Here is an 18,442-nt window from a genome sequence, read left to right as displayed (position 1 = left end):
GAGTCTCCATTCCTCGTCTGGACAGAACAGAGACAGCAGCGAGCCCGCAGGGTTGCCTTTCACCGTTGCGCCTGTTGCAGCGGGATCACGCGCGCCGATCAGCCTGCGCGCTGTTCCAGCACCTCGACCGCCGGCAGTACCTTGCCTTCGACGAACTCGAGGAAGGCGCCACCACCGGTGGAAATGTAGGAGATCTGCTCGCCAACGCCGTACTTGTCGATCGCCGCCAGGGTGTCGCCGCCACCGGCAATGGAGAACGCCGGGCTTTCGGCGATAGCCTGCGCCAGCACCTTGGTGCCATTGCCGAACTGGTCGAATTCGAACACGCCGACCGGGCCGTTCCACAGAATGGTCTTGGACGACTTCAGCAGCTCGGCGAAGTTGGCCGCGGTCTGCGGGCCGATATCCAGGATCATGTCGTCATCGGCCACGTCGCCCACCGCCTTGACGGTGGCTTCGGCATCTTCGGCGAAGGCCTTCGCGACCACCACATCCACCGGCAGCGGCACGCTGACCTTGGCCGCGATGGCCTTGGCGGTGTCGACCAGATCGGCTTCATACAGGGACTTGCCTACCGGGAAGCCGGCCGCCGCGAGAAAGGTATTGGCGATGCCACCCCCCACGATCAGCTGGTCGCAGACCTGGCTCAGGCTGTTGAGCACGTCCAGCTTGGTCGACACCTTGGAGCCGGCGACGATGGCCGCCATGGGCTTGGCCGGGCTCTTCAGCGCCTTGCCCAGCGCGTCGAGCTCAGCGGCCAGCAGCGGACCGGCGCAGGCGACCTTGGCAAACTTGGCGACCCCGTGGGTCGAGCCCTGGGCGCGGTGTGCGGTGCCGAAGGCGTCCATCACGAAGACGTCGCACAGCGCCGCGTACTGTTGCGCCAGCTCGTCGGTGTTCTTCTTTTCACCCTTGTTGAAGCGCACGTTCTCCAGCAGCACCAGCTCACCGGCCTGCACCTGAACGCCACCAAGGTAATCCTTGACCAGCGGCACCTCGCGATCGAGCGCCTTGCTCAGGTAGTCGGCGACCGGCTTGAGGCTGTCTTCCTCGCTGTAGACGCCCTCTTCCGGACGGCCCAGGTGCGAGCAGACCAGCACCGCTGCGCCCTTTTCCAGCGCCAGCTTGATGGTCGGCAAGGATGCCAGGATGCGCGCATCGCTTTTGACTGCGCCATCCTTGACCGGCACGTTGAGGTCCTCGCGGATCAGCACGCGCTTACCCTGGAGGTCGAGGTCGGTCATCTTCAAAACGGTCATGTGATCTTCCTTAAGTTCAAGAACGGCGATGTTGTCCAGCGTTGCCGATACCGCAGCAGCTTAGGTGCGATGGGCAACGCGCAAATAATGATCGGCCACGTCGAGCATGCGGTTGGCGAACCCCCACTCGTTGTCGAACCAGGCCAGCAGGTTCACCAGCCGCGGCCCGGAGGCGCGCGTCAGGCTGCCATCGACAATCGCCGAATGCGGGTCGTGGTTGAAATCGCAGCTGGCATGAGGCAGCTCGGTATACGCGAGCAGGCCTTTCAACGGCCCAACTTGCGCGGCTTCGCGCAGGATCCGGTTGATCGTCGACGCATCGGTATCGCGGGATGTCTGCACGGTAATGTCCAGGCAGGACACGTTGACCGTCGGCACCCGCACGGCTTTGGCCTGAATCCGTCCCGAGAGTTCCGGCAGCAGGCGTTCGATTCCTCGCGCCAGGCCAGTGGAGACCGGGATGACCGACTGGAACGCCGAGCGCGTCCGGCGCAGGTCGGCGTGATGGTAGGCGTCGATTACCGGCTGGTCGTTCATCGCCGAATGAATGGTGGTGATCGAGACGTAGTCGAGACCGATCGCATCGTTGAGCAGCTTGAGCAGCGGCACACCGCAGTTGGTGGTGCAAGAAGCATTGGAGACTAGCCGTTCGGCACCGGTCAGCTGGCCCTGGTTGATACCCATCACCACCGTGGCGTCGACGTCGGCAGCGCCGCTCATGGGCTGCGAAAGCAGCACCCGCGGCGCGCCGGCAGCGATGAAACGTTGCGCCTCGCCGCGGGTGTTGTAGGCGCCGGAGCACTCCAGCACCAGGTCGACGTCGAGGCCGCGCCAGTCCACCGCTTCCGGCGTCGGCTCGCGCAGCACCTTCACGCAATCGCCGTTCAGGTGCAGGCAGTCGCCGTCCGCGGTCACTTCGCCAGGGAAGCGGCCATGGGTCGAGTCGAAACGGGTGAGGTATTCCACGCTCGCCATATCGGCCAGATCATTGAGCGCGACAATCTGGAAATCAAAGGCCGCATTGCGCTCGTAGAAAGCGCGCAGCACGCAACGACCAATGCGGCCGTAACCGTTGAGGGCGATGCGGTAAGGGGGAGTTCGGGACATTCGCGGCTCGTCTTTATGCGAGCTGGAAGCTGGAAGCCGGAAGCCGGAAGTATTCGTGCCGCTGCTACTTCCAGCATCCAGCCGCGACCTCTCAGCTGCTGTGATCCCTCGAGCCTGAACCGGGCTGCTTTTACTTCAAGCTTCCAGCTTCAGGCTTCCAGCTTGCGTATTCAGTCTTCCAGCAGTTCCTCGGCTACCGCGAGGATGTTGTCGACCGTGAAGCCGAACTCCTCGAACAGCTGGCCAGCAGGAGCCGACTCGCCGTAGGTGGTCATGCCGATGACGCGACCGTCGAGTCCGACGTACTTGTACCAGTAGTCCGTGTGCGCGGCCTCGATGGCGATGCGTGCACCGACCTCGACCGGCAACACGTGCTGCTTCCAGGCGGCGTCCTGCGCATCGAACACGCTGGTGCAGGGCATCGATACCACGCGCACGTTACGGCCCTGCGCAGTCAGCTTGTCGTAGGCCTGCACGGCCAGTCCGACTTCCGAACCGGTGGCGATGAGGATCAGCTCCGGCTCGCCGACGCAGTTCTTGAGGATGTAGCCACCCTTGGCGATAGCGGCTTCCGTCTCGTTGTCGCGGATGTGGTACGGCAGGTTCTGGCGCGAGAAGATCAGCGCGCTGGGACCGTCCTTGCGCTCGACCGCATGCTTCCAGGCCACCGCGGATTCGACCGTGTCGGCCGGGCGCCAGGTGTCCAGGTTCGGCGTGGTACGCAGGCTGGTCAGCTGCTCGATCGGCTGGTGGGTCGGGCCGTCTTCGCCCAGGCCAATGGAGTCGTGGGTGAAGACGTAGAGCACGCGCTGCTTCATCAACGCGGACATGCGCACCGCGTTACGGGCGTATTCCATGAACATCAGGAAGGTCGCGCCGTAGGGAATCAGACCGCCGTGCAGGGCAACGCCGTTCATGATCGCGGCCATGCCGAACTCGCGCACGCCGTAGTACATGTAGTTGCCCGAGGCATCCTCGGCCACCACCGGCTTGCAGCCCTTCCACAGGGTCAGGTTGGAACCGGCCAGGTCCGCCGAGCCGCCGAGCAGTTCAGGCAGCAGCGGGCCGAAGGCGTTCAGGCAGTTCTGGCTGGCCTTGCGGCTGGCGATGGTCTCGCCCTTGGTGGCGACCTCACGAATGAACTCGCTGGCCTTCTCGGCGAAATCTTCCGGCAGTTCGCCGGCCATACGGCGCTTGAACTCGGACGCCAGGGCCGGAAACTCGGCCTCGTAGGCGGCGAAGCGCTTGTTCCATTCGTTTTCCGCGTCGGCGCCCTTCTGCTTGGCGTCCCACTCCGCGTAGATGTCATCCGGGATTTCGAACGGGCCGTGATTCCAGCCCAGCGCCTCGCGGGTCAGGGCGATCTCGGCGTCGCCCAGGGCGGCACCGTGGCACTCTTCCTTGCCCTGCTTGTTCGGCGAGCCGAAACCGATGATGGTCTTGCAGCAGATCAGCGTGGGCCGGTCGCTCTTGCGCGCCGTGTCGATGGCCATCTGGATTTCGTCGGCGTCATGGCCGTCGACGTTACGGATCACCTGCCAGCCGTAGGCCTCGAAACGACGCGGCGTGTCGTCGGTAAACCAGCCATGGACTTCGCCATCGATGGAGATGCCGTTGTCGTCGTAGAACGCGATCAGCTTGTTCAAGCCGAGGGTGCCGGCCAGCGAACACACCTCGTGGGAGATCCCTTCCATCAGGCAACCATCGCCCATGAAGACGTAGGTGTGGTGATCGACGACGTCATGGCCGGGGCGGTTGAACTGCGCGGCCATGACCTTTTCCGCCAGGGCGAAGCCAACGGCGTTGGCCAGCCCCTGCCCCAGTGGGCCGGTGGTGGTCTCGACGCCGGCGGTGTAGCCGAACTCCGGGTGGCCCGGGGTCTTGCTGTGCAGCTGGCGGAAGTTCTTCAGATCGTCGATGGACAGGTCATAGCCGGTCAGGTGCAGCAGCGAGTAGATCAGCATCGAGCCGTGACCGTTGGACAGCACGAAGCGGTCGCGGTCGGCCCACTGCGGGTTGGTCGGGCTGTGCTTGAGGTGGTCGCGCCAGAGCACTTCAGCGATGTCCGCCATGCCCATGGGGGCACCCGGGTGGCCGCTGTTGGCTTTCTGCACGGCATCCATGCTGAGGGCGCGGATGGCATTGGCTCGCTCACGACGGCTGGGCATCGCTGAATCTCCTGCGGGGTGTACTTGAGAAAAAGGCGGCCATTTTCCCCTACCCGAGGTGGCGGGGCAATGACTGAATCGGTCGCACCTCGCCCGAGCCGCGCTCAGTCGAGCAAGCGGACCCCGCGGCTGTCGGTATTCGGCAGATGCTGCAGCAGGTAGTCCTTCATCCGGGTCAGGGTCACCGGGGTTTCGCCGGTCGCGGGCCAGACCAGATAGTAACTGTCGCCGGAACGCACCGCCTGATCGAACGGCAGGGCCAGCGCGCCTTTTTGCAGTTCGGCCGCCACCAGTGCCAGGTCGCCGATCGACACGCCATGCCCCTGCGCCGCCGCCGAAATACCCAGCTCCAGGGTGTCGAACAGCTTGCCCTGCTGCCAGGCGACGACGTCGATCAGACCGACCCGCTGCAGCCAGCGGCGCCAGTCACGGCAGTCGCGTGACGGGTGGATCAGCTCGGCCTGGGCCAGCCGTTCGGCCGACCAGGTCGACCCGCCCTGCACGTCTGGAGAACACACGGGCACCAGCCACTCGTCGAACAGCTTGACGCGGTTCCAGTCAGCCGGAAACCCACCATGCCCGAGCAGGATGGCGCAATCGAACGGTTCGTTGTGGAAGTCCACCGCATCCAGATCCATCCAGGCACTGGTGAGCTGCACGCGGTGTTGCGGGTGGCTGAGATGGAAATCGTCGAGCGCCCCGAGCAACCAGCGCATGGTCAGCGTCGAGGGCGCCTTCAACCTGAGCGCATCGCGCTGGCGGTTGACCGCTACGCAGGCATTTTCGATGGTGCGAAAGCCGACCTTGAGCTCCTGCGCCAACAACCGCCCGGTGTCGGTCAACGCCAGCCGCGAACCGCGTCGCTCGAACAGCTGGCAGCCGAGGCTCTCTTCCAGGGTCTTCACATGCCGGCTGACCGCGCTCTGGGTGATGCACAGGCTTTCGGCTGCCTGGGTGAAAGAGCCGAAGCGTGCCGCCACCTCGAAGGCGCGCAGCGCGTAGAGCGGCGGGATTCGCAGCGTCATACGGTCAGCCGCCGGCATGAGTAAAACTCATGGGTGATGCTCGTTTTTTCCATTTTGCAACTCTCCACCCCCCACCAATACTCGCCGGCCATGGGGCCAGCATTGCAATGGCACCCGGACCAAACCAGAGGCCTTCGCCTTTGTATAACGCTAGGGAAGGATGACATGCCCAGTCTCGAGTTCGACCAACTTTTATCTGCCAGCATTCACCACGGGGGGCTTAGCTCGGCGCAAATCGCGCAAATCCTGGAGTTCAAGCTGTTCGGCAACGCCAAGGGCTTCCTGCTACTCGAGGACACCGACATCGGCGACATCCCGCCGACGCCGGCGTCGCGCACCGAGATACACAAGCCGGACGAGTGCAGCGAGCGCCTTCTGCTGCAGGCCACCGCACTGCTCGGCGAACCGATCGGCTATGTGCAGGAGTCGGCCGGCTGCATCGTCAACAACTTCTTCCCCCAGCAGACCCAGTCGCGCGCGGCCACCTCGGACAGCTTCGACACCGAACTCGACCTGCATACCGAGAACGCGTTCCACGCGATCCAGCCGGACTATCTGCTGCTGCTTTGCCTGCGCCAGGACCCGGCAGCCGAAGCCATCACCTACATCGCCTCGATCGAGCGCATTCTCGAGCGCCTGAGCTATGAACAGCAGGCGTTCCTGCTCAACGAGCCGTACAACTTTCTCTCCGACTACGGCCCGACCGAGAAGAACCAGCGCATCGACATCAACAAGCACCAGACCGTGCTCTACGGTGATCCCGATGCGCCCTTCTTCCGCTTCGACCCGCAGTTCATGGTCGCCTACAGCGACCGCGCCCAGCAAACGCTGGACACCCTGCGCAACATCGCCTGGGAGGTCGTCGAGCCCGTGCGGCTCGGCCCTGGCGACCTGCTGATCATCGACAACCGTCGTACCGCCCATGCACGCAGCCCCTTCACCGCCCGTTTCGACGGCAGCGATCGCTGGATGCAGCGCACCTTCGCCAGCTGCAGCCTGCCGCTGTACACCGAAAAACTGGGCAAACACTCGCGCATATTCGAACTGGTAACCGAACTATGAACGCCACCTACCTGGCCTTTGCGGCCGCCATCACGTTGTTGATTGCCTCACCCGGACCCGTGGTCGCGCTGGTCATCGCCGATGCGCGTCGCAGCTGGCCGGCCTGGACCATTCTGGGCGGCGTGCTGTCGGCCCAGATTCTGCTGATTGCCGCGCTGGTCCTGATCTATCTGGCGCTTGATCTGGAGCCGGTGATACTCGAATGGGGCCAGGTACTGGGCGGCTTGTACCTGATCTGGCTCGGCGCGGACGGGCTGTGCGGCGGCAACGAAGAGACGCCGCACCTGCCGCGCTCGCACGTTCATTACTTCTGGCGCGCCATGGCCGTGGGCCTGTCCAATCCCAAGGACATTCTGTTCTTCCTGGCGTTTCTCCCCGGCTTCATTCTGCCGGCGCAGCCCTTCGCGCCCCAGGCCGCGACCTTGATCGCCATCTGGGCGTTGGTCGATGTGTCCATTCTGATCACCTACAGTCTGGCGGCACGGCGCATGGCCAGCCACCCGCGGCTGCAGCAGTTGCTCGACCTTCTGCCGAGCTTCTTCCTCCTGGCCCTCGGCCTGGTGTCCTGCGGCATGGGGGTCAACAGCCTGGTGAATTGAGCGAACGCTTGTTCAATATCAAAACTTTTTGATACAGCCATTGCTGTACGAAAAACGACCGACTAGACTGCGCGGCCTATGAGCCTGCGCATTCCCCAGATCTCCTTCGACGACAGCGATCAGCTCGCCGCCCTGTGCAAGGCCGGCGGCGACTCGCTGCGTCTGAACGTGCTGCGGGCGCTGGCCAATGATTCGTTCGGCGTACTCGAGCTGGCGCAGATCTTCGCCACCGGTCAGTCGGGCATCAGCCATCACCTCAAGGTGCTGACCCAGGCCGGGCTGCTGGCGACTCGCCGGGAAGGCAACGCGATTTTCTATCGTCGCGCGCTGCCGCACGCTGACAGCCTCGGCGGCCGGCTGCACGCGGCCTTGCTCGAGGAAGTCGATCAGCTGAACCTGCCGCTCGATGTACAGGCGCGTATCGCCGCCGTGCATGCCCAGCGCAGCGCCGCCAGCGAAGATTTTTTCACGCGCATGGCCGGCAGCTTTCAGGCACGCCAGGACATGATCGCGGGATTGCCGCAGTACCGGGACAGCGTGGTGGCGTTGCTCGATGCGCTGGATTTCGCGCCGACCGCAACCGCACTCGAGGTCGGCCCCGGCGATGGCAGTTTTCTGCCCGAACTGGCCCATCGCTTCGCCAGGGTCACGGCGATTGACAACAGTCCGGCAATGCTAGAACTGACGCGAACCCGCTGCGAACAGCTCGGCCTGGACAACGTCGAAGTCCGTCTCGCCGACGCCCTGCAGGACGACTGTCCGGCGGCCGATTGCGTGGTACTGAACATGGTTTTGCATCACCTGGCGGCGCCGGGTGAAGCGCTCAAGCAGCTGGCACGACTGGTGAACGCAGGCGGCAGCCTGCTGATCACCGAGCTGTGCAGCCACAACCAGAGTTGGGCCAGGGAGGCCTGCGGCGATCTCTGGTTGGGCTTCGAACAGGACGATCTGGCCCGTTGGGCCGATGCCGCGGGGCTCACGCCCGGCGAGAGCCTCTACATTGGCTTGAAGAACGGTTTTCAGATCCAGGCCCGGTACTTTTCCCGGCCCACCGCTGACAGCCGACTCACCCACCGGTAATTAGGAACCGATAGATGAGCGAATACTCGATTTTCACCTCCGAGTCCGTGTCCGAAGGGCACCCGGACAAGATCGCCGACCAGATCTCCGATGCGGTGCTGGACGCCATCATCGCCGAGGACAAGCACGCCCGTGTGGCCTGTGAAACATTGGTCAAGACTGGCGTCGCCATCGTCGCCGGTGAAGTGACCACCAGCGCCTGGGTCGACCTCGAGCAGCTGGTGCGCGATGTCATCATCGACATCGGCTACAACAGCTCGGACGTCGGTTTCGATGGCGCCACCTGCGGCATCATCAACATCATCGGCAAGCAGTCGGTGGATATTGCCCAGGGCGTCGACCGCAGCAAGCCGGAAGACCAGGGCGCCGGCGACCAGGGCCTGATGTTCGGCTACGCCAGCAACGAAACCGACGTGCTGATGCCGGCGCCGATCCGCTTCTCCCACGCGCTGGTCGAGCGCCAGGCCGAAGCCCGCAAGAACGGCCTGCTGCCATGGCTGCGCCCGGACGCCAAGAGCCAGGTCACCTGCCGTTACGAAGGTGGCAAGGTGGTCGGTATCGACGCCATCGTGCTGTCCACCCAGCACAACCCGGAGGTCAAGCATTCCGACCTCAAGGAAGCGGTGATGGAGCTGATCGTCAAGCACGTGATCCCGGCCGAACTGCTGCACAAGGACACCCAGTTCCACATCAACCCGACTGGCCAGTTCATCATCGGCGGCCCGGTGGGTGACTGCGGTCTGACCGGACGCAAGATCATCGTCGACACCTACGGCGGCATGGCCCGTCACGGCGGCGGCGCCTTCTCCGGCAAGGACCCGTCCAAGGTCGACCGTTCGGCCGCCTACGCCGGTCGTTACGTGGCCAAGAACATCGTCGCCGCCGGCCTGGCCGATCGTTGCGAAATCCAGGTCTCCTACGCCATCGGCGTGGCGCAGCCGACCTCGATCTCGATCAACACCTTCGGCACCGGCAAGCTCAGCGACGAGAAGATCGTTGCCCTGGTCCGCGAGCACTTCGATCTGCGTCCCTACGCGATCACCACCATGCTCGACTTGCTGCACCCGATGTACAAGGCCACCGCGGCCTACGGCCACTTCGGTCGTGATCCCTATGAAATGACGGTCGGTGGCGACACCTTCACCGCCTTCACCTGGGAAAAGACCGACAAGGCCGACGCCCTGCGCGCCGCTGCCGGCCTGTAACAACCGCGGTTAAAAAAAGCCCCGCCAGCTAGCGCTGCGCGGGGCTTTTTTCTTGCAGCGGGCAGCAATGCCCCAGCTAGCGAACGGCGCGATCAGGCGCCGCCAACACCCCAGATGCTGCCGAGACTCTGCAGCAGCGGCCCACCGACGCCCTGATTGCCCAGGTACTGCAACAGGATCGGGGCGAACTGGCCGACCAGGCCTGCATCCATACCCAGCGCCGAAAACGCCTGTTGGACGTCGGGCAGGCTCTGCACGTTATCGACCGCCGAGGCGGCCTGCGGACTGACGGCGGTGTCCGACTTGCCGAGCAGCCCACTCAGCGCGCTCAGCTGCCCGAGTTGCTCCAGCCCGCTGTCGCCGGTGAGCTTGTCGAGACCGGGAACGGATTTGGCGAGCTGCGCGTAGTCGGCGCTGGGTAGCTGCTGCTTGGCCAGCTGCAGCAAAGCGCCGCTGCCACCGACGGCCTGGGCCGGCGTGACACCCAACTCATCGAGCTGACCGACCAGCCCCAATGCCTGCGCCTGGGCATTGCTTTGTGGGGTGCCGCTGCCGGTCATCCCTGACACCGCCTTGGCGGCCTCACCGAGATTGAAAGCACTGGCAGAACCCGCCGCTGCGCCGAGAAGAACCACAACCGCAAAAGATGAAACCCGTTTCATGCTGGCCTCGAAAGATGCCGCGCGATGCGACATGCAGCGCGCAAAGAAGAGCCGTCCGGCCTCAGTTTTTCAGGCGATAGCCTGTCTTGAAGATCCACGCGATCAAACCGAGACACAGCGCCAGAAAGCCGAACGTCATCGCCAGGCTGATGCCGACGTTGACGTCCGACACGCCATAGAAGCTCCAGCGGAATCCGCTGATCAGGTAGACCACCGGATTGAACAGTGTGACCTGCTGCCAGAACGGCGGCAGCATTTCGATGGAGTAGAAGCTACCGCCGAGAAAGGCCAGCGGCATAACGATGAGCGACGGCACGATCTGCAGCTTCTCCCAGCCATCGGCCCAGATGCCGATGATGAAGCCGAACAGGCAGAAGGTCACCGCGGTAAGCACCAGGAACAGCGCCATCATCAGCGGATGCTGAATCTCATAGTCGACGAACAATCGCGCCGTCAGCAGGATCACCACGCCGAGCACCAGTGACTTGGTGGCCGCGGCGCCGACATACCCGATGACGATTTCCAGATAGGACACCGGCGCCGACAGCACTTCGTAGATGGTTCCGGAATAGCGCGGCATGTAGATGCCGAACGAGGCGTTGGAAATGCTCTCGGTGAGCAGCGCCATCATAACGAGGCCGGGAATGATGAAGGCACCATAGGGGATGCCGTGCATCGCCTCCATACGCGCCCCGATGGCCGCACCGAAGACCACGAAGTACAGCGAGGTGGAAATGACCGGGGTGGCGATGCTCTGCAGCAGCGTGCGCCAGGTGCGCGCCAGCTCGAACAGGTAGATTGCGCGGACTGCATAGAAATTCATGTGCGGCTGCCTTTTACCAGACTGACGAAAATCTCCTCCAGCGAACTCTGGCTCGACTGCAGGTCCTTGAAGTCGATGCCATGCGCCGCCAGGCGCTTGAGCAGGTCGGCGATACCGGTGTCCTGGTGCTGCGCGTCGAAGGTGAACACCAGCTGATTGCCGCCATCGACCAACTCCAGTGGGTAACTGGCCAGCTCCACCGGAATGGCCTGCAGCGGGCGCTGCAGATGCAGGGTCAGCTGTTTCTTGCCGAGCTTGCGCATCAGCGCCAGCTTGTCTTCCACCAGAATGATCTCGCCCTTGCTGATCACGCCGATGCGATCGGCCATTTCCTCGGCCTCCTCGATGTAGTGCGTCGTCAGGATGATGGTCACGCCGCGCTCGCGCAGGCCACGTACCATTTCCCACATATCCCGGCGCAGCTCGACGTCGACACCGGCGGTGGGCTCGTCGAGAAACAGGATGCTCGGCTCGTGGGACAACGCCTTGGCGATCATCACGCGGCGCTTCATGCCACCGGAGAGCTCGATGATCCGTGCGTTCTTCTTGTCCCATAGCGACAGATCACGCAGCAGTTTTTCCAGGTAGGCATCATCTGGCGCCTTGCCGAACAGCCCGCGGGAAAAGCGCACCGTGGCCCAGACGCTCTCGAAGCCTTCGTTGACCAGTTCCTGCGGCACCAGGCCGATTTTCGACCGAGCCTGGCGGTAGTCGCCAATGATGTCGTAGCCATCGACCAGCACCCGTCCGCCCCCCGGATTGACGATGCCGCAGACGATACTGATCAGCGTGGTCTTGCCCGCGCCGTTGGGGCCGAGCAAGGCGAAGATTTCGCCTTTGCGGATCTGCAGATCAATCTTTTTCAGCGCCGGATGGCCGGACGCGTAGGTCTTGCTCAGCTGTTCGATGGAGATCACGGGCTGCACTGATGAATCACTCCGCAAGGTTTGGCCGACGATTGTACGACGCAGGTGGTTAGCTCACTAATCGATGACATTGATAACGATCATGCCCCTGGCCGCAGCGTCGGCGCATGCTTGAAGCCTTGTAAACCGTCACGGAAATAGCGCGCCGTCATGCAACGGATCAGACTGGCCTTCGTCACCTTGTTCATCGGTTTGAGCGGTCTCTGGCTGACCGCCGCGAGCCTCGCCGCCGGCGACTACTCCCGATTCTGGCCGCTGCGTGCGGACATGGTTCAGTTCAGCGGCCTGCTCGCCATCGGCGCAATGAGTGCAGCCATCTACCTCGCCATTCGCCCACGCCTGCTGGAACGCCTGTTCGACGGGCTGGACAAGACCTATCGGCTGCACAAATGGCTGGGCATCGCGGCGCTGTTGATCTCGGTGACGCACTGGGGTTGGGCACAGGTGCCCAAGTGGCTGGTCGATCTGGGTTGGCTGCCGCCTCCTGCCCGGCACGGCGCGGGGCGGGTCCAGCGCGGCGTGCTCGGCTGGCTGGACGCGCAGCGCGGCTTCGCCGAAGCGATCGGTGAGTGGGCGTTCTATCTGGCGGCGATACTGATCACGCTGGCGCTGCTCAAGCGAATCCCCTATGGCTGGTTTCACAAGATCCATCGCTGGCTGTCGGTCGTCTACCTGGTGCTGGTGGTGCACAGCGTTCTACTGCTACCGCCGGCTTATTGGCCCTCGCTGCTGGGCGTGGCCATCGCCGTCCTGCTGGTAACCGGCAGCTACGCCGCCTGCGTCTCGCTGTGGCGGCGAGTCGGCCGCCGGCACCAGGTGGTCGGGCACATAAGCGACCTGACCTATCACCAGGATAACCGGGTGTTGCAGGTGACCATCGCGCTGGAGGGCTCCTGGCCGGGCCATCAACCGGGCCAGTTCTCCTTCGTCACCTTCGACCCCAAGGAAGGGTCCCATCCGTTCAGCCTGTCCAGCGCCTGGCAAGACGACGGTCTGCTGTCGTTCTCGATCAAGGGGCTCGGCGACTACACCCGCAGCTTGCCGACGAGGTTGCGCAACGGCGATGCCGTCACGGTAGAAGGCCCCTATGGCTGCTTCGACTTCGCCGGCCACAAGCCAGGGCAGATCTGGATCGCCGGCGGCATCGGGATCGCCCCGTTTCTTGCCCGCCTCGAGGCGCTTGCCGCCGACGGCAGAGGCAGCGGCATCGATCTGTTCTATTGCACCAGCGCGCCGGACCAGCGCTTCATTGCGCGTATTCGACAGCTGGCCGACAGCGCACGGATCTCGTTCCACCTGCTGGTCGCCAGTGAGCACGGCCGGCTGACCGCCGAACACCTGCGCCAGCAGATACCCGACTGGCAGCAGCGCGACGTCTGGTTTTGCGGGCCCGCGCGCTTCGGCCATCAGTTGCAGCGCGACCTCGAGGGGTACGGCCTGCCAGCCGCTGACTTTCATCAGGAAGTGTTCAACATGCGTTAGCGCACGGTTACGCAGCGGCTCGCTTGGCAGAATGCAGCGCCCACCGAGCAAGGATGCTCCGATGCGCCCGATCCTCACGCTATTGCTGTGTCTCACCCCTGCCCTGGCCTCGGCACAGTGCCCAAACTGGTCGGCCGAACGCGCCGCATCGGAAAGCCGTGCACTGCAGCGGCAAGTGGCCGAATGGGACGACGCCTACCATCGCCAGGGCATTGCTCGGGTCGATGATGAAATCTACGACCAGGCCGTCAGCCGCCTGCAGCAGTGGAAGACCTGCTTCGCGTCCGCCAGCGTCTCGGTAAACCCGTTGGCGACCGCGGCGGGTGACGTCCCCCACCCCATCGTTCAGACCGGACTGGCGAAACTCGCCGATCGCGCAGCCGTGGCCGCCTGGATGGCCGGTCGCTCCGACCTGTGGGTACAGCCAAAGGTCGACGGGGTGGCCGTGACGCTGCATTACCGCAACGGCTCCTTGGTTCAGGCCGTCAGCCGCGGCGATGGCAGTCGCGGCCAGGACTGGACAGACCGGGCTCGTCAGCTACCGGCGATCCCGGCCCGCCTGGCCACCGCCGACGACATCGTCCTGCAGGGTGAGCTGTACTGGCGACTCGACCGGCACGTGCAGGCGACGGCCGGCAGCGTCGGCGCCCGCGGTCAGGTCGCGGGAGCGATGGCACGCCAAGTACTCGAGCCGTCCACTGCCGGGCAGATTGGCTTGTTCGTCTGGGACTGGCCCAACGGCCCCCCCGGCATGCAGGCGCGGCTGGACGGGCTAGCGGCGATGGGCTTTACGCAAAGCGCCGCGCTGACCATGCCCATCGACAGCATCAGCCGTGCCGAACACTGGCGCGAACACTGGTTCCGCCATGCCCTGCCGTTCGCCAGCGATGGCATCGTGTTGCGCCAAGGCGACCGACCGGATGGCACGACCTGGCAAGCCCAGCCACCTCGCTGGGCCGCCGCCTGGAAATACCCGCTACGCACGGCCGTGACCCAGGTACGCCAAGTGCGCTTCAACATCGGTCGCACCGGCAAGATCACGCCCGTGCTGGAGCTCGAGCCGCTACAGCTCGATGACCGGCGTATCCGCCGCGTCAGCCTGGGCTCTCTGGCGCGCTGGCAGGCTGCGGATGTTCGCCCCGATGACCAGGTCGCGATCACCCTGGCCGGGCTGACCATCCCTCGCTTCGACGGTGTGGTCTGGCGCGCCCAGCATCGCCAGCCAGTCGAAGCCCCAGTCGCCGAGGCCTATCACCCGCTCAGCTGCTGGCAGACCAGCGCAGGCTGCGAGCAGCAGTTCATGGCGCGCCTGGTCTGGCTCAGTGGCACCAACGGCCTGAACCTGCCCCAGCTCGGCCCAGGGGCCTGGCAGACCTTGGTGGACGCGGGGCTCGTCACAGGATTACTCGATTGGTTGTCACTCGATCAGCGTCAGCTCGAGGCCGTGCCCGGCATTGGCCCAGCCAGCGCCAGAGGCCTGGTCGCCAGTTTTGAGCTGGCCCGAGCGCGCCCGTTCGCGACCTGGCTGCAGGCATTGGGCATGCCGCCCAGTGGCGACACCGCCCTCCCTGCCGATTGGGACAGCCTCAGCGCCACCAGCCTGGCGCAGTGGCAAGCCAGACCCGGCGTTGGGGCGACGCGGGCAAGACAATTGCAGGCGTTCTTCAACACAGCGGACGTCCAAGGGGTGCGGCGGCAGCTCCACACCGCGGGGATAGCGGGCTTCTGAGGGCACTTCGCCGTATGAACCCAGTCATACGACATCGAGAATAAGAAAAAGGATTAAGGCATGGCCGACCGGCGAATCCTCTTCATGCTGCTGTTCTGCTTTTGCGCTACACAGGCGGTCCTGGCGGCGCCTGAAGCCGACGACGACTGCCGCGAGACCCGCGAGCACATCAGTCAGCAGATCAAGCAGGCGCGCCTGAGCGGCGACACCAGCCAGCGCGCGGCATTGGAAGTACGCATGCAGGGACTGGCCGAACGTTGCCGTGGCGTCGTTGCACTGCAGCCCAACCACGATGAAATCAAGCGCGCGGAGCAGCTGGTGACCACCCGCGAAGCACAGCTGCGCGGCGCGCTGAGCACCGGCGATCCGCAGGTCGTCGAGGTCAGCAAACGGCGCCTGGACCAAGCGCGCCGCGAGTTAGAACAGGCCAAGCGATGACGGCCTGCGCGCCGCCAGCCGGTCAGAAGTTGCGGAACTGCTTGTGACAGGTCTCGCAGGTGTCTTCCACGCGCTGGAAGGCGGGCGCGACGCTTTCAGCGGTCACCGGCCCCTGGGTTGTCGCCGTCACCAGCTCCGCGGTGCGCGCCTGGAGTTCACGAGCCAATTCATTGAAACGCTCCTGCTGCTGCCAGACGTCGTCTCGGGCCTCGCTCTGCTCTTCCTTGACGGGTGGGTAATACTGCCACGGCTGACGCGACAGCTCGTCCAGCTTTGCAGCACCCGATACAAAGCCCTTGGCGTCGAACGCCAACCGGCCACGCAGCATGCCACCGAGGTCTTCCTTGGTATCGAGCATCTGTTGATAGATCGCCTTGCGCTTGCCCAGCGGCGAATTGGGATCGATGCGGTTGCAACCGACCAAGGCAAGGACGGCGACAAGCGACACACACACCGGCATCAGTTTCATGGCTCAACCACTCGGACTTTCGAAGGCCGGCGATTATCTACCCATGCGACAAAATCACCAAACGCACCGGGCCTACTGCGACCATTCACCACCCGCGCTCTCGCAGTCGATCTTCGCCTGGGCACGGTCGGTCGCCTCGTAGTGGTAGGTGACGATCCGGGCCTCCTTCGGCACCGTGGTCGGCAGCGTGCCGTTGTCGGCCTGGGTGCCGGTGGCGCGCTCGTTGGCAAGGGTTTCCGGCGTCAGCGCTGCAGTACAGACGCCAAAGTGTCCGGCCGGACAGCTGTCGCGAATTTCCCGCTGGGAATTCTTGATCGCCTCGTTGTCCTGGCACACCCAGTCGATGGAGTTGTCCTTCAGCCCTCGATACTCGAAGCACTTTTCCGTCACCACCGGGGGCGGCACGGCGCCGGACGTCTGCGCGGTGACATAGCAGGAGTTGGCGGCAGCCGGCAGGCTGAACGCGGTGATCAAGGCAAACGGAACGGAACGAAACAAGAGGTTCATCGGGGTGCTCCTGTGGTTTCGCCCGGCGAGAGTCACCAGAGCTCCTTTTTTGACCGCCCTGCCGCGAACGCGTTCGAGGCAATTGCCATTCAGGATGCAACAATCAGGGCGCCCGGCGCGCCCCGCCTATGGTAGCCCCTGCATGCCTGCCTTGGCTCGCCCAGGCCAGCGCCGTCATCCGGCACGGTGCCCGGCACCCATCGCGCCCATACCCAGTCCATTGCCTAACCTACCTGCCAAAAGGTATCCGAGGACCTCATGCTCGAACTGTCGGCCATTTTCATCAGCCTCACGGCCCTGCTCGCCTATCTCAACTACCGCTTCATCGGTCTGCCCCCGACCATCGGCGTCATGGCGACGGCACTGGTGTTTTCGGTGTTGCTGCATGCATTGGCGTTGCTGGGCCTGCCGTCGATCGAGGAACAGATTGAAAGCCTGGTCGGACGCATCGACTTCAACCATGTGCTGATGGACGGCATGTTGTCCTTTCTGCTGTTTGCCGGTGCCCTGCACATCAACCTGGCCGACCTGCGAGCCCGGCGCTGGGCAATCGGCCTGCTGGCAACGGCCGGCGTGCTGTTTTCCACCGCTGTGATCGGTTACGGCAGCTGGCTCATCCTCGACCTGTTCGAGTTGCAGCCGCCGCTGATCTACTGCCTGCTGTTCGGCGCACTGATCTCGCCGACAGACCCGATCGCCGTGCTGGGCATCATGCGCTCGGCGGGTGCACCGAAGGCGCTGGAGACCACCATCGTCGGCGAGTCACTGTTCAATGACGGGGTTGCGGTGGTGGTGTTCACCGTTCTGCTGGGCGTGCTCGCGCGCGGTGAAGCGCCAGGTGCCGGCGAAGCCGTGTGGCTGTTCGTCGAGGAAGCCGGCGGCGGCATCCTGCTCGGCGGCCTGCTCGGCGCGCTCACCTTCGCCTTGCTGAAAAGCATCGATCAATACCAGGTCGAGGTGCTGCTGACGCTGGCCCTGGTCCTCGGCGGCTATACCCTGGCGACGCACCTGCATGTCTCCGGCCCGATCGCCATGGTGGTGGCCGGCCTGATCATCGGCAATCAGGGGCGGCGCCACGCGATGTCGGAGCACACGCGGGAAAACCTGGATAACTTCTGGGAGCTGCTCGACGAAATCCTCAACGCCGTGCTGTTCGTCCTGATCGGCATGGAGCTGGTGCTGCTGCCCTTCAGCGCGCAGTACCTGCTCATCGCGTTGTGCGTGGCGCTGTTGATCCTGGGCACCCGCCTGATCGCGGTCGGCCCGCCTGCCCTGCTGCTGCGCAAGCTCGGCCGCGCCCTGCCGAACGGAACGGTGCGCATCCTCACCTGGGGCGGCCTGCGCGGCGGCATCTCGGTGGCCCTGGTGCTGGCGCTGCCGGCCAGCGACGAACGCAACCTGCTGCTCAACATCACTTATCTGGTGGTGCTGTTCTCCATCCTCGTCCAGGGCCTGACCATTGGCCGCCTGGTCCGGCGAATCTGCACGCGCCCTGGCGACGCGCACTAACTGCGCAAGCCGCCGCTGTCACCACCTACGCGGTGATCGCCCCCCGGCCCCGAAAACACAGGCCCACCGCAGCGCCGAGGCAATCGTGCCGAGCTGCGGTCGGCCTGCATCGCTCCTTGCCGCCGACGCGGTTGCGCCGACGGGCCCGAGGCGGGCTTGGGATCTAGCGCGGTCGCGGCTATAATCGCCGGGTTTCACACCGCCGACGCTGTTCGGCCGTGCCCGCCACCTGTCCGAGGGGCGCTGCAGCAGATCGAAAGCTGTTCTGGATCGGCAAGCCACCGCGCTTCCCTGCTTCACCGCAGCAGATCCAAACCAGCTTCTACCTGTCAGGCTCGGATGGGGCGTTAACCAAACGCATCAACGGCGCCCATTCGCATACTACGAATGGA

Annotated in this window: 17 protein-coding genes and 1 riboswitch; of the genes, 8 read left to right on the top strand and 9 right to left on the bottom strand. The window is 64.4% G+C overall.

All coding sequences use genetic code 11. The features are described 5' to 3' along the window. Positions 1–98 precede the first annotated feature (98 nt). The 4 genes from KVO92_RS12980 to KVO92_RS12965 all read right to left on the bottom strand — a co-directional run bounded on the left by KVO92_RS12980 (position 99) and on the right by KVO92_RS12965 (position 5,559). The gene (locus tag KVO92_RS12980) at positions 99–1,259 is read right to left on the bottom strand and encodes a phosphoglycerate kinase (protein ID WP_217476046.1); all 1,161 of its coding nucleotides are present in this window, start codon (positions 1,257–1,259) and stop codon (positions 99–101) included. Between the two features lie 60 nt (positions 1,260–1,319). Then, positions 1,320–2,366 carry an erythrose-4-phosphate dehydrogenase gene (gene epd / locus KVO92_RS12975; RefSeq protein WP_217476045.1) on the bottom strand — a complete coding sequence of 349 codons (1,047 nt, stop codon included), beginning with the start codon at positions 2,364–2,366 and terminating at the stop codon, positions 1,320–1,322. Between the two features lie 170 nt (positions 2,367–2,536). Beyond that, positions 2,537–4,534, bottom strand: coding sequence for a transketolase (gene tkt / locus KVO92_RS12970; protein WP_217476044.1), 1,998 nt, complete (start codon positions 4,532–4,534; stop codon positions 2,537–2,539). Positions 4,535–4,638: 104 nt separating this feature from the next. Next, on the bottom strand, positions 4,639–5,559 hold the full coding sequence (locus KVO92_RS12965; RefSeq protein WP_254621428.1) for a LysR substrate-binding domain-containing protein: 921 nt from the start codon (positions 5,557–5,559) through the stop codon (positions 4,639–4,641). A 165-nt stretch (positions 5,560–5,724) separates the two neighbouring features. Here KVO92_RS12965 and KVO92_RS12960 point away from each other — a divergent pair, with 165 nt between their 5' ends. From KVO92_RS12960 to metK, 4 genes are all read left to right on the top strand, one after another. Next, the gene (locus KVO92_RS12960) at positions 5,725–6,621 is read left to right on the top strand and encodes a TauD/TfdA family dioxygenase (protein ID WP_217476042.1); all 897 of its coding nucleotides are present in this window, start codon (positions 5,725–5,727) and stop codon (positions 6,619–6,621) included. Then, the gene (locus KVO92_RS12955) at positions 6,618–7,220 is read left to right on the top strand and encodes a LysE family translocator (protein ID WP_217476041.1); all 603 of its coding nucleotides are present in this window, start codon (positions 6,618–6,620) and stop codon (positions 7,218–7,220) included. The genes KVO92_RS12960 and KVO92_RS12955 overlap by 4 nt, the downstream gene beginning before the upstream one ends. Before the next feature lie 78 nt (positions 7,221–7,298). After that, a complete protein-coding gene (locus KVO92_RS12950; RefSeq protein WP_217476040.1) occupies positions 7,299–8,300 on the top strand; it encodes an ArsR/SmtB family transcription factor in 1,002 nt (333 codons plus the stop codon). Between the two features lie 14 nt (positions 8,301–8,314). Beyond that, positions 8,315–9,505, top strand: coding sequence for a methionine adenosyltransferase (metK, locus tag KVO92_RS12945; RefSeq protein ID WP_217476039.1), 1,191 nt, complete (start codon positions 8,315–8,317; stop codon positions 9,503–9,505). A 92-nt stretch (positions 9,506–9,597) separates the two neighbouring features. Here metK and KVO92_RS12940 read toward each other — a convergent pair whose 3' ends face one another. From KVO92_RS12940 to KVO92_RS12930, 3 genes are all read right to left on the bottom strand, one after another. Further along, positions 9,598–10,167, bottom strand: coding sequence for a DUF2780 domain-containing protein (locus tag KVO92_RS12940; protein ID WP_217476038.1), 570 nt, complete (start codon positions 10,165–10,167; stop codon positions 9,598–9,600). A gap of 61 nt (positions 10,168–10,228) precedes the next feature. After that, positions 10,229–10,990, bottom strand: a complete 762-nt coding sequence (locus KVO92_RS12935) for an ABC transporter permease (RefSeq protein WP_217476037.1) — start codon at positions 10,988–10,990, stop codon at positions 10,229–10,231. Further along, positions 10,987–11,916 (bottom strand): ABC transporter ATP-binding protein, encoded by a 930-nt coding sequence (locus KVO92_RS12930; protein ID WP_217476036.1) that lies wholly within the window; start codon positions 11,914–11,916, stop codon positions 10,987–10,989. The genes KVO92_RS12935 and KVO92_RS12930 overlap by 4 nt, the downstream gene beginning before the upstream one ends. Positions 11,917–12,066: 150 nt before the next feature. Between KVO92_RS12930 and KVO92_RS12925 the strand changes: the two genes are divergently transcribed. The 3 genes from KVO92_RS12925 (at position 12,067) to KVO92_RS12915 (ending at position 15,565) form a co-directional block, all read left to right on the top strand. Further along, positions 12,067–13,398, top strand: a complete 1,332-nt coding sequence (locus tag KVO92_RS12925; protein ID WP_217476035.1) for a ferredoxin reductase family protein — start codon at positions 12,067–12,069, stop codon at positions 13,396–13,398. A 61-nt stretch (positions 13,399–13,459) separates the two neighbouring features. Continuing rightward, a complete protein-coding gene (ligB, locus tag KVO92_RS12920) occupies positions 13,460–15,127 on the top strand; it encodes an NAD-dependent DNA ligase LigB (protein WP_217476034.1) in 1,668 nt (555 codons plus the stop codon). Positions 15,128–15,187: 60 nt separating this feature from the next. Continuing rightward, positions 15,188–15,565: a DUF1090 family protein gene (locus KVO92_RS12915; protein WP_217476033.1), complete on the top strand. Its 378-nt coding sequence runs from the start codon at positions 15,188–15,190 to the stop codon at positions 15,563–15,565. Between the two features lie 22 nt (positions 15,566–15,587). On the opposite strand, the gene KVO92_RS12910 is transcribed toward KVO92_RS12915, so the two are convergent. Together KVO92_RS12910 and KVO92_RS12905 are read right to left on the bottom strand one after the other, a co-directional pair. Further along, positions 15,588–16,034 (bottom strand): c-type cytochrome, encoded by a 447-nt coding sequence (locus tag KVO92_RS12910; protein ID WP_217476032.1) that lies wholly within the window; start codon positions 16,032–16,034, stop codon positions 15,588–15,590. Positions 16,035–16,106: 72 nt separating this feature from the next. After that, the gene (locus tag KVO92_RS12905) at positions 16,107–16,541 is read right to left on the bottom strand and encodes a hypothetical protein (RefSeq protein WP_217476031.1); all 435 of its coding nucleotides are present in this window, start codon (positions 16,539–16,541) and stop codon (positions 16,107–16,109) included. Between the two features lie 258 nt (positions 16,542–16,799). Between KVO92_RS12905 and KVO92_RS12900 the strand changes: the two genes are divergently transcribed. Further along, complete coding sequence (locus KVO92_RS12900) at positions 16,800–18,050, top strand: cation:proton antiporter (protein ID WP_217476030.1); 1,251 nt, start codon at positions 16,800–16,802, stop codon at positions 18,048–18,050. A gap of 229 nt (positions 18,051–18,279) precedes the next feature. Next, positions 18,280–18,429, top strand: a riboswitch (S-adenosyl-L-homocysteine riboswitch). Positions 18,430–18,442 lie beyond the last annotated feature (13 nt).

Source organism: Stutzerimonas stutzeri (genome assembly GCF_019090095.1).
Classification (GTDB): domain Bacteria; phylum Pseudomonadota; class Gammaproteobacteria; order Pseudomonadales; family Pseudomonadaceae; genus Stutzerimonas; species Stutzerimonas stutzeri_AN.
This window is presented reverse-complemented; position numbering and strand designations above follow the sequence as displayed.

Coding starts and splice junctions, on each gene's coding strand:
- KVO92_RS12980 (WP_217476046.1), bottom strand. CDS start 1,259: ATGACCGTTTTGAAGATGACCGACCTCGACCTCCAGGGTAAGCGCGTG.
- epd (WP_217476045.1), bottom strand. CDS start 2,366: ATGTCCCGAACTCCCCCTTACCGCATCGCCCTCAACGGTTACGGCCGC.
- tkt (WP_217476044.1), bottom strand. CDS start 4,534: ATGCCCAGCCGTCGTGAGCGAGCCAATGCCATCCGCGCCCTCAGCATG.
- KVO92_RS12965 (WP_254621428.1), bottom strand. CDS start 5,559: ATGACGCTGCGAATCCCGCCGCTCTACGCGCTGCGCGCCTTCGAGGTG.
- KVO92_RS12960 (WP_217476042.1), top strand. CDS start 5,725: ATGCCCAGTCTCGAGTTCGACCAACTTTTATCTGCCAGCATTCACCAC.
- KVO92_RS12955 (WP_217476041.1), top strand. CDS start 6,618: ATGAACGCCACCTACCTGGCCTTTGCGGCCGCCATCACGTTGTTGATT.
- KVO92_RS12950 (WP_217476040.1), top strand. CDS start 7,299: ATGAGCCTGCGCATTCCCCAGATCTCCTTCGACGACAGCGATCAGCTC.
- metK (WP_217476039.1), top strand. CDS start 8,315: ATGAGCGAATACTCGATTTTCACCTCCGAGTCCGTGTCCGAAGGGCAC.
- KVO92_RS12940 (WP_217476038.1), bottom strand. CDS start 10,167: ATGAAACGGGTTTCATCTTTTGCGGTTGTGGTTCTTCTCGGCGCAGCG.
- KVO92_RS12935 (WP_217476037.1), bottom strand. CDS start 10,990: ATGAATTTCTATGCAGTCCGCGCAATCTACCTGTTCGAGCTGGCGCGC.
- KVO92_RS12925 (WP_217476035.1), top strand. CDS start 12,067: ATGCAACGGATCAGACTGGCCTTCGTCACCTTGTTCATCGGTTTGAGC.
- ligB (WP_217476034.1), top strand. CDS start 13,460: ATGCGCCCGATCCTCACGCTATTGCTGTGTCTCACCCCTGCCCTGGCC.
- KVO92_RS12915 (WP_217476033.1), top strand. CDS start 15,188: ATGGCCGACCGGCGAATCCTCTTCATGCTGCTGTTCTGCTTTTGCGCT.
- KVO92_RS12910 (WP_217476032.1), bottom strand. CDS start 16,034: ATGAAACTGATGCCGGTGTGTGTGTCGCTTGTCGCCGTCCTTGCCTTG.
- KVO92_RS12905 (WP_217476031.1), bottom strand. CDS start 16,541: ATGAACCTCTTGTTTCGTTCCGTTCCGTTTGCCTTGATCACCGCGTTC.
- KVO92_RS12900 (WP_217476030.1), top strand. CDS start 16,800: ATGCTCGAACTGTCGGCCATTTTCATCAGCCTCACGGCCCTGCTCGCC.